The sequence below is a fragment of the Pseudomonas sp. HPB0071 genome, assembly GCF_000478505.2.
Classification (GTDB): Bacteria; Pseudomonadota; Gammaproteobacteria; order Pseudomonadales; family Pseudomonadaceae; genus Chryseomonas; species Chryseomonas luteola.
This window is the reverse complement of the sequence record NZ_KI517367.1, coordinates 815,016-828,368: the sequence shown is the minus strand read 5'-3', so window position 1 is coordinate 828,368 and position 13,353 is coordinate 815,016. Positions and strand designations below refer to the sequence as shown.

General features: G+C 55.0%; 13 protein-coding genes and 1 tRNA gene. 5 read left to right on the top strand and 9 right to left on the bottom strand.

The annotated features are described in order from the left end of the window. Positions 1 to 13: 13 nt before the first annotated feature. The 5 genes from HMPREF1487_RS04185 to HMPREF1487_RS04165 form a co-directional block, all read right to left on the bottom strand. A complete protein-coding gene (locus tag HMPREF1487_RS04185) occupies positions 14 to 310 on the bottom strand; it encodes a winged helix-turn-helix domain-containing protein (RefSeq protein ID WP_010795347.1) in 297 nt (98 codons plus the stop codon). Positions 311 to 384: 74 nt separating this feature from the next. Then, positions 385 to 3,216, bottom strand: a complete 2,832-nt coding sequence (locus tag HMPREF1487_RS04180; protein ID WP_010795346.1) for a valine--tRNA ligase — start codon at positions 3,214 to 3,216, stop codon at positions 385 to 387. 94 nt (positions 3,217 to 3,310) lie between these two features. Next, on the bottom strand, positions 3,311 to 3,679 hold the full coding sequence (locus HMPREF1487_RS04175) for a hypothetical protein (protein WP_010795345.1): 369 nt from the start codon (positions 3,677 to 3,679) through the stop codon (positions 3,311 to 3,313). Positions 3,680 to 3,684: 5 nt separating this feature from the next. Continuing rightward, the gene (locus tag HMPREF1487_RS04170; RefSeq protein ID WP_010795344.1) at positions 3,685 to 4,113 is read right to left on the bottom strand and encodes a DNA polymerase III subunit chi; all 429 of its coding nucleotides are present in this window, start codon (positions 4,111 to 4,113) and stop codon (positions 3,685 to 3,687) included. A 69-nt stretch (positions 4,114 to 4,182) separates the two neighbouring features. Beyond that, a complete protein-coding gene (locus HMPREF1487_RS04165; protein WP_010795343.1) occupies positions 4,183 to 5,682 on the bottom strand; it encodes a leucyl aminopeptidase in 1,500 nt (499 codons plus the stop codon). A gap of 156 nt (positions 5,683 to 5,838) precedes the next feature. Here HMPREF1487_RS04165 and lptF point away from each other — a divergent pair, with 156 nt between their 5' ends. Together lptF and lptG are read left to right on the top strand one after the other, a co-directional pair. Further along, a complete protein-coding gene (lptF, locus tag HMPREF1487_RS04160) occupies positions 5,839 to 6,951 on the top strand; it encodes an LPS export ABC transporter permease LptF (RefSeq protein WP_010795342.1) in 1,113 nt (370 codons plus the stop codon). Further along, the gene (gene lptG, locus HMPREF1487_RS04155; RefSeq protein WP_010795341.1) at positions 6,944 to 8,005 is read left to right on the top strand and encodes an LPS export ABC transporter permease LptG; all 1,062 of its coding nucleotides are present in this window, start codon (positions 6,944 to 6,946) and stop codon (positions 8,003 to 8,005) included. The genes lptF and lptG overlap by 8 nt, the downstream gene beginning before the upstream one ends. A gap of 50 nt (positions 8,006 to 8,055) precedes the next feature. Here the strand turns inward: lptG and HMPREF1487_RS04150 are convergent, their stop codons facing one another. The 4 genes from HMPREF1487_RS04150 to HMPREF1487_RS04130 all read right to left on the bottom strand — a co-directional run bounded on the left by HMPREF1487_RS04150 (position 8,056) and on the right by HMPREF1487_RS04130 (position 10,688). Continuing rightward, positions 8,056 to 8,535 carry an RDD family protein gene (locus HMPREF1487_RS04150; protein ID WP_010795340.1) on the bottom strand — a complete coding sequence of 160 codons (480 nt, stop codon included), beginning with the start codon at positions 8,533 to 8,535 and terminating at the stop codon, positions 8,056 to 8,058. A 79-nt stretch (positions 8,536 to 8,614) separates the two neighbouring features. Further along, positions 8,615 to 9,535, bottom strand: a complete 921-nt coding sequence (locus tag HMPREF1487_RS04145) for a bestrophin family protein (protein ID WP_010795339.1) — start codon at positions 9,533 to 9,535, stop codon at positions 8,615 to 8,617. Between the two features lie 56 nt (positions 9,536 to 9,591). Then, on the bottom strand, positions 9,592 to 9,834 hold the full coding sequence (locus HMPREF1487_RS04140; RefSeq protein WP_010795338.1) for a hypothetical protein: 243 nt from the start codon (positions 9,832 to 9,834) through the stop codon (positions 9,592 to 9,594). 767 nt (positions 9,835 to 10,601) lie between these two features. Continuing rightward, a tRNA-Leu gene (locus HMPREF1487_RS04130) sits at positions 10,602 to 10,688 on the bottom strand. A 103-nt stretch (positions 10,689 to 10,791) separates the two neighbouring features. Here HMPREF1487_RS04130 and queA point away from each other — a divergent pair. Genes queA through yajC form a run of 3 tightly spaced genes read left to right on the top strand, consistent with a single transcriptional unit; the run spans position 10,792 to position 13,333 of the window. Further along, positions 10,792 to 11,835, top strand: coding sequence for a tRNA preQ1(34) S-adenosylmethionine ribosyltransferase-isomerase QueA (queA, locus tag HMPREF1487_RS04125; RefSeq protein WP_010795336.1), 1,044 nt, complete (start codon positions 10,792 to 10,794; stop codon positions 11,833 to 11,835). Between the two features lie 10 nt (positions 11,836 to 11,845). Next, on the top strand, positions 11,846 to 12,964 hold the full coding sequence (gene tgt, locus HMPREF1487_RS04120) for a tRNA guanosine(34) transglycosylase Tgt (RefSeq protein ID WP_037030442.1): 1,119 nt from the start codon (positions 11,846 to 11,848) through the stop codon (positions 12,962 to 12,964). Between the two features lie 30 nt (positions 12,965 to 12,994). Continuing rightward, positions 12,995 to 13,333 (top strand): preprotein translocase subunit YajC, encoded by a 339-nt coding sequence (gene yajC, locus HMPREF1487_RS04115; protein WP_010795334.1) that lies wholly within the window; start codon positions 12,995 to 12,997, stop codon positions 13,331 to 13,333. The last annotated feature ends 20 nt before the right edge of the window (positions 13,334 to 13,353 follow it).

Sequence of the window (13,353 nt, the reverse complement as noted above, 5' to 3'; positions counted from 1 at the left end):
AAGGCTCGAACGATTAGGGGTAGCCCAGCAGGGCTTTTATGGTGGGGAGGTTGGAGCGGATCCAGCGCTTATCGATAGCGCCCCAATCACGGATGACATAATGTCCTGCATGGTTGCGAGCGCCTTCGGTCTGCTCAAATGCACAGTCGATATCCAGATCGCTCAACGCCGAAAGGGTGTCCTGTGCAGTACGTCTGGGCATGCCTGTCGCTTCCATCAGGGCCGGTACACTCGTTGCGACTCCAGAGTCGACCAGCCAGGCGACGTACAGGCGGCGGTAGAAGCTTGTCTTGGTTTTGCTTACGTCCATTGTCCAATCCTTGAGCATCCATCGATAACAAATCAAAAGGCCCGCCTAAGCGGGCCTATGGTGGCATTCAACCGTTACAGGCTGGCGATTCGTCCACGCTGTTCGGCCAGCTTGGCGAGCGCCTGCTCGGCTTCGGCCAGCTTGGCGCGTTCTTTGGCAATCACCTCGGCTGGCGCCTTGTCCACGAAGCCGGCGTTGTTCAGCTTGCCTCCTACGCGCTTTACCTCGCCTTCCAGACGCTGGATTTCCTTATCCAGACGACCCAGTTCAGCAGCCTTGTCGATCAGACCTGCCATCGGTACCAACACCTCCATCTCGCCAACAAGCGCTGTAGCAGAAAGCGGTGCCTCTTCATCGGCAGCCAGAATGCGGATCGACTCGAACTTGGCCAGCTTCTTGAGTAGGGGCTCGTTTTCGCTCATGCGTCGCTGATCTTCAGCGCTGGCATGCTTGAGCAGAATGTCGATGCGCTTAGCCATGGAGATGTTCATCTCACCACGAATCTGACGCACTCCTAGCATCAGCGCCTTGATCCACTCGATATCACCCTCAGCCGCGCTATCGATACGGGCCTCATTGGCAATGGGCCAAGTCTGCAGCATGAGGGTTTCGCCCTGTTGGCCGGCCAGCGGTGCGATGCGATGCCAGATTTCTTCCGTGATGAAAGGCATGAACGGGTGCGCCAGACGCAGTGCAACCTCCAGCACACGTACCAAGGTACGGCGTGTGCCGCGCTGACGTTCGATAGAGGCGTTTTCATCCCACAATACCGGCTTCACTAGCTCCAGATACCAGGCGCAGTATTCATCCCAGATGAATTCATAGAGTGCCTGAGTAGCCAGGTCGAAGCGGAACTGTTCCAGCTGGCGAGTCACTTCAGCTTCTGTACGCTGCAGTTGAGAGATGATCCAGCGATCCACAGAAGACAATTCGACCGGTTCGTCATTGACGCCACAGTCCTTGCCTTCGGTGTTTTCCAGCACGAAGTTGGCCGCATTCCAGATCTTGTTGCAGAAATTGCGGAAGCCCTCGACACGGCCCATATCGAATTTGATATCGCGGCCGGTGGAGGCCAGGGAGCAGAATGTGAAACGCAGGGCATCAGTACCGTAGCTGGCAATGCCTTCCGGGAATTCAGCACGGGTCTGCTTGGCAATCTTTTCCGCCAGCTTGGGCTGCATCATGCCGCTGGTGCGCTTCTGCAGCAGGCTCTCCAGATCAATGCCATCGACGATATCCAGCGGGTCAAGCACGTTGCCCTTGGATTTGGACATCTTCTGGCCCTGACCGTCGCGTACAAGACCGTGAACGTAGACGGTTTTGAACGGAATCTGCCCAGTCAGGTGAGTAGACAGCATGATCATCCGGGCGACCCAGAAGAAGATGATGTCAAAGCCGGTTACCAGAACGTCGGTGGGGTGGAACGTCTTTAAAAATTCGGTCTGTTCCGGCCAGCCGAGGGTAGAGAATGTCCACAGACCCGAGCTGAACCAGGTGTCGAGTACGTCGTCGTCCTGGCGCAGCGCGATCTCGCCCAAATTGTGCTTGCTGCGGACTTCCGCTTCATCGCGACCAACATAGACGTTGCCAGCCTCGTCATACCACGCCGGAATACGGTGGCCCCACCAGAGCTGACGGCTGATGCACCAATCCTGAATATCACGCATCCAGGAAAAGTACATGTTCTCGTACTGTTTGGGTACGAACTGAATAGAGCCGTTTTCCACAACCTCAATGGCTTTTTCAGCCAGAGGCTTGGTGGAGACGTACCATTGATCGGTCAGCCAAGGCTCAATAACAGTGCCGGAGCGATCGCCCTTGGGTACTTTCAGCGCATGGTCTTCAATTTTCTCTAGAAGACCGGCAGAGTCAAAGGCCGCTACGATCTGCTTGCGGGCTTCGAAACGATCCAGGCCCGCGTATGCGGACGGAATCCCTGCGTCGACTTCAGTGTTTACGCTGCCATCCAGGTTGAATACTTGTGCGGTGGCGAGTACCGCTGCGTTTTTATCGAAAATATTGATCAGGGGCAGGTTATGGCGCTTGCCGACCTCATAGTCATTGAAGTCGTGAGCAGGGGTGATTTTGACGCAACCTGTGCCAAATTCTGGATCACAATAATCGTCGCCCACGATCGGGATGCGACGGCCTACCAGCGGCAGCTCGATGAATTTGCCGATCAGTGCCTTGTAGCGCTCATCTTCAGGATGTACCGCTACGGCGGAGTCGCCCAACATGGTTTCCGGGCGGGTCGTGGCAACGATCAGGTAATCCTTGCCCTCTGCCGTCTTGGCACCATCAGTCAGGGGATAGCGCAGGTTCCACAATGAGCCTTTCTCATCATGGTTCTCGACTTCCAGATCGGAGATAGCCGTATGCAGCTTGGTATCCCAGTTGACCAAGCGCTTGCCGCGATAAATCAGGCCGTCCTCGTGCAGACGGACAAAGGCTTCCTTGACTGCTTCAGACAGACCGTCATCCATGGTGAAGCGTTCGCGTGACCAGTCTACGGAAGAGCCCAGGCGACGAATCTGGCGAGTGATGTTGCCGCCAGACTCGTTTTTCCATTCCCAGACTTTCTCTAGAAACTTCTCGCGACCCAGATCATGACGGCTGACGCCCTGCGCACTCAATTGGCGCTCCACCACCATCTGGGTGGCAATGCCTGCGTGGTCCGTACCGGGCTGCCACAGGGTATTGCGGCCCTGCATGCGGCGGAAGCGGATCAGGGCGTCCATGATGGCATTGTTAAAGCCATGGCCCATGTGCAGGCTGCCGGTGACGTTGGGCGGCGGAATCATAATGGTATAGGGCTCGCCGGAGCCCTGAGGCGCGAAGTATCCCTTGGATTCCCAGGTCTGGTACCAAGAGGTTTCGATGTCGTGTGGCTGGTAAGTCTTGTCCATGTACGTTGGCAAAGGCGTCTGAAGAGGGAAAGCCTTTGAGTATAACGGGGATAACGGTCAGGTGCGATTGATCGCAACACTGACCGTCTTGTAATCAGACCTGCTCGCGCTGCCTGATCAGTTCATCGAGGCGGGCATCCAGGCGTTTTTGCAGTTCGGCTTCAACTTTAGGTGCGAATTCGGCAATGACCTCCTGGAGTATGAGGCGCGCTTCCTGGCGAAGTAGCTCCTCCAGGGATTCCTCATCCTGTCGAGAAACGCGCTCCGGCTCGATCTGATCAAGCAGCGGAGGAATAGCGCTTAGCCGTTCAATAGAGGGTACGACTACATCGGACAGTACAGGAATACCATCCTGGTCCAGCCGGTCGGTAAGCATGGGAAGGTCGTGTTTATCCAGTAGCTGGCGGATCGATTCCAGATCATTCATGAGATGTGCCGGGCGAGGCGGGAGGTCTTTGTCCATGATTGTCAGACTCGCGGCAGACGATGGTCTTGTAAAGCATAGCCGCGCTCTCGGTAAAAGCGGAAATTCTCACGAGCCGCTTTGCGTATTGAAGCCTCTTCGATGACCAGTTCGGCAATTCTGCTGAAGCCGGCAAAAAAAGCAGGAATACGAGTATCCAGGTTGATCAACAGTTCGCCGGTTCGCTCCTGTTGGGTGTCAATACCCAGCAGGACTGGGCTATCCGGCTTGTCCTCGGCAAAATCGTGAGGCAGGAAGCTGTCGGGACGGAAGTCCCAAAGCCGTTCGTCCAGCTGACTGCGTTGGGCTTCGTCAGCGCAATGGATATACGTCTGCATCTGCTGTCTCCACGCTTTTTCGGCGAGGCGGCATGCAAACGTCAGTCGAGCGTCAGGGTCGTCGCTGGGAAGAACATAGAAGTCGACACGGGTCATGTCTGGCTCCGGAGTATGGCTGGCAGCAGCGGCGCGATAGGGAAGCGAACCCTATCGCGCTGCACCGATTCAGCCTTGGCTGCGGTCTAGCAGATACTGCATAAGCAATGGGACGGGGCGGCCGGTAGAGGCCTTGTCCTTGCCACCACTGATCCAGGCGGTGCCAGCGATATCCAGGTGAGCCCATTTGTAGTTCTTGGCAAAGCGCGACAGGAAGCACGCTGCCGTAATGGTGCCTGCTTTAGGGCCACCAATGTTTGCGATATCAGCGAAGGGACTGTCGAGTTGCTCTTGATACTCATCATGCAGAGGCAACTGCCATACGCGGTCATCAGCCGCATCGCCGGCGGCTTTGATCTGCTGGATCAGGTTGTCATCGTTACCTAGCAGGCCAGAGACAACCGACCCCAGGGCTGTGACGCAGGCGCCGGTCAGTGTAGCGATATCGATCACGGACTGGGGCTTGAAGCGCTCGGCATAGGTTAATGTATCGCACAGCACCAGACGGCCTTCAGCGTCTGTATTGAGGATTTCCACCGTCTGACCGCTCATGGTTGTGACGATGTCGCCAGGGCGGGTCGCCGTTCCACTAGGCATGTTTTCGGCGCAAGCCAACAGGCCTACCAGGTTGATTGGGAGCTTGAGCTCGAGCGCGGCACGGAATGTACCCAGTACGCTGGCAGCACCACACATGTCGTATTTCATCTCATCCATGCCCTGGCTGGGCTTGATGCTGATGCCGCCGGTATCGAACGTAATGCCTTTGCCGACCAGAACATGGGGGGCTGTGTCTTTTGCAGCACCCTTGTATTGAAGCACTACCAGGCGGGGCGGTTGCTCGCTGCCTTGTGCCACGGCGAGAAACGAACCCATGCCCAGCTCGCGCATCTTCTTTTCGTCCAGTACATCGACTTTGAGGCCGGTTTCCTTGTACTGCTTGCCAAGTGCTTTGGCTTCGTCCTCAATGTAGGCGGGGTTACAGATGTTTGGCGGCAGGTTGCCAAAATCCTTGGCATAGGCAACGCCTGCAGCAATGGCCTGGGCGTGGGCAAGGCCTCGCTCCATATCAACTTGAGCGGCCTTGCTGCCTGCCAGAATGATTTTCTTCAGAGCACGAGGCTCGGCTTTCTTGCTCTTGAAACGATCGAAAACATACAGGCCATCCGCCAGCGTTTCAGCCAGCAGGCGAGCCTTCGCATAGCTGTCACGCTGCTTGACGTTTACATCGCCGAGGAAGAAGGCGGCATCAGTACCGCCCAAACCTTTGAGTACGCCTAATGCTGCGCTGACCACTTTGCGATATGCGCGATCGCCCAGGCCTTCTTCAGTATTTCCAGTGCCCACCAGCAAAACGCGCTCGGCTTTCAAACCGGTAAGGCCGGTCAGCAGCAGCGTCTGCCCCGGTTTGCCTGCCAGATCACCGCGCTTGACTGCAGCGCTCAGGGCGCCACCGGTAGCGGTATCGATCGCGGCCGCCGAGGCGTCCATATAACCATGTTCACCAACAGCAAGAACCAGTGTGGCTGTTTTCAGTGTTTCCGGACTTGCACTTTTAACGAGAAATTCCATTACGAGAAGCTCCCCAAGACAAACGAGTAGGTTTGCAGGATAATGCCAGCTATTTTCGCCGGGGCCGCCCTGCGGGCTGCCTTGCGCGGGTCGGTTTAGCAACGGCGGCTAGTTTGAGCGTACGCGCCTGAGCCTGACAACCCTGGAGAGCCTTGTTTGATCGTCTTTCGTTATCTAGCACGTGAAGTTCTCACCACCATGGGCGCGGTAAGCGCCGTTTTGCTGGTGATCATCATGAGTGGTCGCTTCATTAAATATCTGGCTCAAGCTGCGCAGGGTATCCTGGATCCTGGCGCCTTGATGATGATCATGGGATACCGGATTCCCGGTTTCCTAGAGCTGATTCTGCCGCTTGGTCTATTTTTGGGGATTCTGCTCTCCTATGGCCGTCTGTACCTGGAAAGTGAGATGACGGTCCTTTCCGCTACCGGAATGAGTCAGCAACGCCTCCTGGCCTATACGATGGCACCGGCAACACTCATTGCGCTTGTTGTTGCCTGGTTGAGTCTGTCGCTGACCCCTATGGGCGTTCAGCGTGTGGGTGAGATCCTGAATCAGCAGGATGCGCTGACCGAGTTCGACACCCTGGCGCCCGGTCGCTTCCAGTCGCTGCGTGATGGCTCGCGGGTGACCTATACCGAAGCGCTCAGCAATGATCGTACCCAGCTCTCGGGCGTCTTTATTTCTGAAAAGAATGAAGCCAAGGCCGGGTCTGATCGGGGCATTGGTGTGCTGATCGCCGATAAGGGCCACCAGGAAATCCATTCCGATGGCAGTCGTTACCTGATTCTGGAAAATGGTTTCCGGTATGACGGTACCCCAGGCCAGGCGGACTATCGTGCGGTTCAATACGATACCTACGGAGTGTTGCTTCCTAAACCTGAAGTCAGTACGGATGTAGGTGCACGCGAAGCGATTCCGACACGTGCCCTGATGTCCAGTGATGACATCCGTCAGAAGGCCGAGCTGCAGTGGCGTCTTTCCATTCCGGTGCTGGTTTTCATCGTGACGCTGATTGCCGTGCCGTTATCGCGTGTCAATCCACGTCAGGGACGCTTCCTTAAACTACTGCCCGCCATCCTGCTTTATATGGCCTACCTTTCCCTGCTGATTGCCGCCCGTGGCTCGCTCGATAAGGGCAAGCTTCCGCCTGCCATCGGTCTTTGGCCGGTTCATCTGTTGTTTCTTGCGTTAGGTTTGCTGCTGGCCTTCTGGGAGCCGTTGCGCCTGTCCATGCGCCGCCGTGCTACGGAGAGAGGTCATGAGTAAACTCGATCGTTATATAGGTCGCTCGGTTCTAGTCAGTATTCTGGCTGTTCTTGGCGTTATTCTTGGATTGGCCTTGCTGTTTGCCTATATCGATCAGCTAGGGGATTTCGATGATAACTACGGCGCCCTGCAGGCGCTTACGTATGTACTGTTGACTGGCCCGCGGCGGGCTTATGAGCTCCTGCCCATGGCAGCGCTGATAGGCTGTCTGATTGGCCTGGGCTCGCTGGCCAGTAGCAGCGAGCTGATCATCATGCGAGCCGCTGGTGTCTCGCTGGCTCGAATTGTCTGGGCTGTCATGAAGCCTATGCTGCTGATCATGCTTGCAGGCGTGCTTATTGGTGAATATGTCGCTCCCTGGTCGGAAAACATTGCTCAGAGCAACCGTGCAATGGCGCAGGGCGGCGGTGATGCCCAGAGTTCCAAGCATGGCCTGTGGCATCGTCAGGGACGTGAGTACGTTCATATCAATGCGGTGCAGCCCAACGGTGTTCTGTTTGGTATTACACGTTATCAGTTTGATGAGCAGCGCCATTTGCTGTCGGCAAGTTTTGCCAAGCGTGCCGAGTACCGAGGCGACCATTGGGAGCTGCAAACGATCTCCACGACCCACTTCCGTGATCGTCACACCGAGGTCATAACAGCTCCAACAGAAAATTGGGACATCGAACTGACACCACAAATACTCGACACCGTTGTGATGGAGCCCGATGCTTTGTCCATTTCTGGTTTGTGGTGGTACATCCATTACCTGGCGGATCAGGGGCTTAATAATGCCTCTTACTGGCTGGCGTTCTGGGGCAAGGTATTCCAGCCGCTGGTGACAGCAGCACTTGTATTAATGGCCATTTCATTCATCTTCGGCCCGCTGCGCTCGGTAACATTGGGTCAGCGTATTTTTACCGGTGTGGTAGTAGGATTCGTATTCCGTATTGCTCAGGACCTGTTGGGGCCCTCCAGTCTGGTATTTGGATTCTCACCCATATTGGCGGTCCTGGTGCCTGCAGGAGTCTGTGCATTGGCAGGCATATGGTTATTGCGTAAAGCGGGCTGATGTCCTCACGAAAAAGGCTGAACATTCATCTGTTCGGCCTTTTTTGTGTCCTACTCCAAGATATGTATGGTTTGGCTCTTGGAAGCCAGATCAGACCAGCTTCGCCTGCGTGTATCGACGAGTATCCATAAAAGGCCTACCCCTAGGCAGAGATACGAGAAAAGAGCGGCGGCGAAGCGCAGGGCGGCTTGAGGCAGACTAATCCTTGTGCCGTCGGTATTTTGTATTCGGATCTTCCAGGCCTGCATGCCGAGCGTTTGGCCGTTATGTATCCAGTAGCCCGCAAAGTAAGCAAAGCTGACCAATACAATCAGGATGCTCAATATAGGGTCGCCTATCAGCTCCCCTTGTTCGGCCATTGCCTTGAGGCGGGAACCTCCCATCCAGGCCGCCAACCCGCCGAAATAACCCAATATAGCCACCATTACCAAGGCAACAAGCAGAATGCTGTCATAGAGGCTTGCAGCTAGTCGCCTGGCAAGACCGGCGGGTGGGTATTTTCTGGTAGGCAGGGATAGGGTTCGTGGCATGAGGCGTTGCTGTTCGTAATAAGCGTTCTACTGCAACACCTTGTAGTTAGCATGGCAAGCCTGTCTTTCCTCGAAAGGCTTACAGCAATAAACCGTCCTGAGGGTGTAGAGGGGGCGGGAGGTCTCGTTCATCCAGCAGTTCAAGCAGGGAGATTTCCAGACCTCTGCACATGGCATTGAGTGGCAGGTCGTTTGGCATCTTATCGAAAGGGTCCGCTATCTGATCTCCCAGGGCATCCAGTCCAAAAAAGGTATACGCCAGTACGCAAACAGCAAGTGGAGTAAACCAGCCAATGCTATCCACCAGGCAGAACGGTAGTAGAAAACAGTAAATGTGTACGGTGCGATGCAGCATCAGAATATAGGGATAGGGGATAGGTGTATTTCTGATGCGTTCACAGCCTCCCAGCACATAGGAGAGGCGACTGATCTGTTGATCTACAGAGCTAAGAAGAATTTCGCTGGAGTTGTGTTGCCGCATCAACTGACTGATGTTCTGTCCAATAAGACCCAGTATCACATTAGGCCGATTGGCGGCTGCCAGCGCCCGGGCGCAGTCGTTCTGTGTCAGAAGGCGCTTCAGGTCGGGCGTTGGGTCATCGTTTCTCAAGTGGTCGCGAAGCGCATGGCTGAATGCGGTCAGTTGAAGGGCTATGGAGCGTCGCTCTTCAACAGTCATTCCAGGAAAAAAACTCAACGTTTGCCGCACTAGGTTGCGAGAGACGATGAGCAGTTCTCCCCACAGGTTCCGCGCTTCCCAAAAGCGCTGGTAGGCCACGCTATTACGAAAGCCCAAGAATATCGCCAGCGTCAGTCCCCAAAGTGTAAAAGGCGTAGCTGTCAAAATAACCTTGTAGTGGTAGAGGGTGCCATGCGTGGCTACGACAAAGGAGCTTAGCAGCACCGTGTAGAGCACTCGCTTCCAGATGGCGGGAATAATGGAGCCTTTCAGAGAAAACAGCAGCGCCCATAGCGATGGGGTCTGAGGGCGTACGATCATGCTAACCCTTATGCTCAAATACCAAACGGTGGGAAGTGGGCGTCAGCCGAGTGCCGCTAGCATTCGGAAATATCACCATAAAGACGCAGGGTTCGTTCCTGAATTTCTTCTTTTATCTCATCGGCGACAGCCTTGAGCAGAACGGCATGATGAAGCTGGGTGGCGTGTAGATCCCTCTCGACAATGATGCCGTGGGGTGTCGTGACAATGACTCTGGCGAAATTCTCATCTCTTTCCAGGCATTCCACCTTGCCTTCGCAAGCGAGTTGACTGACTAATGCGGCCAGCAGGTTCTTCATATCCATATCCCCTCAGATGTATCAGAATGACATGACTTCCGGTCCCTGAGTTCTCGCCGTTTGGCGGAAGAGGCTTGGAGGAGTGTGCCTGGCGTTCATGCACTATTAAAAAGCCTCGTGCAAGACGAGGCTTTAAGACAAAGCGTCAACTGGCTTTTAATCACCATTGGAAAGCGGGCCTGTAATACGTCGGCGCAGGCTTGTGATAATGGGCACGATGACGTGGCGGCGGAGCGTAATAGTGTCTTGCGTGGAGCCTATGGTAGTGCAGCCTTTGAAGCTGACGGTAAGTAATAGGGGCTTTGTAATTCTCATGGTGAGGCGGCGGCCCATAAATCCGCTCACGCTCAAAAGCCGCGGCTTCACCTGCACTGATAAGGCAGCCGATGAGTAAGGTTACCTTCAATATTCGACCTGGCATACGTACCTCCTTCAGCAAGAGCTTTTGCCTCGCTGCTATAAAGCACCGTACGGCTGTCGCGTGACGTCAAGGCAGGTAAAGGTTGGGTAAAGCGGTGAGGCAGGAAGACCGCTCAAGCCTGCGTTAAACGGTGCAGAACGATGCATAGAGAGATCGGGGGGATGAATCTTTCGCGTTGGCTTGTAATGATCTACTCCAAGGCACGCCTGAGGCGCTTTATACCAAGGAAGTAGTTATTACTTGGGAGAGCCAGAAGAGGGCAGGATAGAGAGACACAAAAAAACCGGCTCTAAGGCCGGTTCTTCTGATGTTTCGGGACTTGGTGGGAAGTCCTGAAAACTTTGTATGGTGCCTCGGGAGAGACTCGAACTCTCACTCTGTCGCCAGAAACGGATTTTGAATCCGCCGCGTCTACCGATTCCGCCACCGAGGCAATGGCGGCGCAGTATAGGGATGAGATTGTTTCGAGTCAACGCTTTAAATGGTCTTATTTCATCTCTTCCGGTAAGCTGTGCGACCTTTCGAGATGAGCCTGCATGCAAGTTTCCGATTTTTATTTTGAACTACCTGAATCGCTCATAGCACGTCATCCGCTATCCGAGCGCCGCGCAAGCCGGCTGCTGGTGCTGGACGGACCTTCTGGAGCGATCAATCATCAGCAGTTTTCCGACCTGCTGGACTATCTGCGTCCAGAGGATCTCATGATCTTCAACGATACGCGGGTTATTCCTGCGCGATTGTTTGGGCAAAAAGCCAGTGGCGGAAAGCTTGAAATACTTGTCGAGCGTGTCCTGGATGAATTCAGGGTCTTGGCTCATGTGCGTTCCAGCAAGTCTCCCAAGCCGGGTGCAGTCATCCATATCGAGGGTGGCGGTGAGGCGGAAATGCTGGCGCGACATGATGCGCTGTTCGAGCTGCGCTTTGCAGAGCCTGTGCTAGGGCTTCTGGAGCGGATAGGGCACATGCCGCTGCCGCCCTACATTGATCGCCCGGATGAAGAAGAGGACCGGGAGCGTTATCAGACTGTTTATGCTCGCAATGCAGGGGCTGTGGCTGCGCCGACGGCAGGGCTTCATTTTGACGAAGCCATGCTGCAAGCCATTCGCGAAAAGGGTATCGAAACCGAATTCGTGACGTTGCATGTGGGGGCCGGTACGTTCCAGCCCGTTCGGGTCGATCGCATCGAAGATCATCATATGCATCGAGAGTGGTTGCAGGTCAGTCAGGCGGTCGTCGATGCCGTCGAGCGCTGCAAGGGCCGTGGCGGGCGCGTCATTGCAGTGGGCACGACCAGTGTCCGCTCCTTGGAAAGCGCTGCACGTGACGGTCAACTCAAGGCTTTTAGTGGCGATACGGATATCTTCCTCTATCCTGGCAAACCTTTTCACGTTGTCGATGCGCTGGTGACCAACTTTCACTTGCCCGAGTCGACGTTGCTGATGCTGGTTTCGGCTTTTGCAGGTTATCCCGAGACAATGGCTGCCTACGCCGCTGCCGTTGAGCAAAACTACCGTTTCTTTAGTTATGGTGATGCCATGTTCATTACCCGTAACCCAAACGCCAAAGGGCCAGAGTCCTGAAATGAGTTTCATGAAGTTTGAGTTGCTGGCGACCGAAGGCCGGGCCCGTCGAGGCCGACTGAGCTTTCCTCGCGGCGTAGTCGAAACCCCTGCGTTCATGCCGGTTGGCACATACGGCACCGTCAAAGGCATGTTGCCACGGGACATTGAGGCAATTGGGGCACATATCATCCTGGGGAATACATTCCACCTGTGGCTGAGGCCTGGGGTCGAAGTCATTGGTCGTCACGGTGATCTGCATGACTTCATGCAATGGAAGGGCCCTATCCTTACGGATTCTGGCGGCTTTCAGGTATTCAGCCTGGGGGCGCTGCGCAAGATCAAGGAAGAGGGCGTGTACTTTGCGTCGCCAGTCGATGGTGCCAAGGTCTTCATGGGGCCGGAAGAGTCCATGGCCGTTCAGCGAGCGCTGGGATCGGACATCGTCATGATCTTTGATGAGTGCACGCCGTATCCTGCCGACTTCGATACAGCCAAGCGCTCCATGGAGCTGTCGCTGCGCTGGGCCAAGCGTTCACGTATTGCCCATGGTGATAGCCCTTCGGCGTTATTTGGCATTGTCCAGGGCGGAATGCATGAGGAGCTACGTCTGCGTTCGCTGGAGGGGCTGGAAAACATCGGTTTCGATGGTTACGCCATCGGCGGGCTTTCAGTGGGAGAGCCGAAGGAAGAAATGATCAGGGTTCTGGACTTTCTTCCGCCGCATCTGCCTGCTGACAAACCTCGTTACCTCATGGGTGTTGGAAAGCCGGAAGATCTGGTCGAAGGTGTGCGGCGTGGCGTCGACATGTTTGATTGTGTAATGCCTACACGTAACGCACGTAATGGGCACTTATTCATTGATACCGGCGTTCTCAAGATTCGTAATGCTGTCCACCGGCATGACGATTCACCCTTGGATCCGACCTGCGACTGCTATACCTGCCGCAACTTTTCCCGTGCTTATCTGCATCACTTGGATAAATGCGGCGAAATGCTAGGCAGCATGCTGAATACAATCCATAACCTGCGTCACTATCAACGGCTGATGTCTGGTTTACGTGATGCTATTCAACAGGGTAAATTGGCCGACTTCGTCGATTCCTTCTATGCGCGCCGCGGCTTGCCTACCCCGCCGTTGGCAGATTGATTTCCAGACTTTGCAACAGGAGTTATTGCAATGAGCTTTCTGATCCCCGCTGCCTATGCCCAGGAGACTGCTCCGGCGGCTGCCGCACCAGGTGGTGAATATATTCAATTCATTTTCCTGATCGGTTTCGTGGTCATTTTTTACTTTCTGATCTGGCGTCCACAGGCCAAGCGTGCCAAGGAGCACAAGAACCTGCTGGGCAATCTACAGAAGGGTGACGAAGTGGTAACGTCCGGTGGTATCGCTGGACGTGTAGTAAAGGTGACGGATGATTTCGTGGTTATCGAAGTATCCGATACTGTCGAACTCAAGTTCCAGAAAGGTGCGATTGCCGCTACGTTGCCCAAGGGCACGTTGAAAGCAATCTAATCCTACCTCTAGGTATATGC

Excerpts from the sequence above, each read along its gene's own strand:
- HMPREF1487_RS04145 (WP_010795339.1), bottom strand. The coding sequence starts at position 9,535 with ATGATCGTACGCCCTCAGACCCCATCGCTATGGGCGCTGCTGTTTTCT.
- tgt (WP_037030442.1), top strand. The coding sequence starts at position 11,846 with ATGAAGTTTGAGTTGCTGGCGACCGAAGGCCGGGCCCGTCGAGGCCGA.
- HMPREF1487_RS04165 (WP_010795343.1), bottom strand. The coding sequence starts at position 5,682 with ATGGAATTTCTCGTTAAAAGTGCAAGTCCGGAAACACTGAAAACAGCC.
- HMPREF1487_RS04140 (WP_010795338.1), bottom strand. The coding sequence starts at position 9,834 with ATGAAGAACCTGCTGGCCGCATTAGTCAGTCAACTCGCTTGCGAAGGC.
- HMPREF1487_RS04150 (WP_010795340.1), bottom strand. The coding sequence starts at position 8,535 with ATGCCACGAACCCTATCCCTGCCTACCAGAAAATACCCACCCGCCGGT.
- HMPREF1487_RS04185 (WP_010795347.1), bottom strand. The coding sequence starts at position 310 with ATGGACGTAAGCAAAACCAAGACAAGCTTCTACCGCCGCCTGTACGTC.
- queA (WP_010795336.1), top strand. The coding sequence starts at position 10,792 with ATGCAAGTTTCCGATTTTTATTTTGAACTACCTGAATCGCTCATAGCA.
- HMPREF1487_RS04180 (WP_010795346.1), bottom strand. The coding sequence starts at position 3,216 with ATGGACAAGACTTACCAGCCACACGACATCGAAACCTCTTGGTACCAG.
- yajC (WP_010795334.1), top strand. The coding sequence starts at position 12,995 with ATGAGCTTTCTGATCCCCGCTGCCTATGCCCAGGAGACTGCTCCGGCG.
- HMPREF1487_RS04175 (WP_010795345.1), bottom strand. The coding sequence starts at position 3,679 with ATGGACAAAGACCTCCCGCCTCGCCCGGCACATCTCATGAATGATCTG.
- lptG (WP_010795341.1), top strand. The coding sequence starts at position 6,944 with ATGAGTAAACTCGATCGTTATATAGGTCGCTCGGTTCTAGTCAGTATT.
- HMPREF1487_RS04170 (WP_010795344.1), bottom strand. The coding sequence starts at position 4,113 with ATGACCCGTGTCGACTTCTATGTTCTTCCCAGCGACGACCCTGACGCT.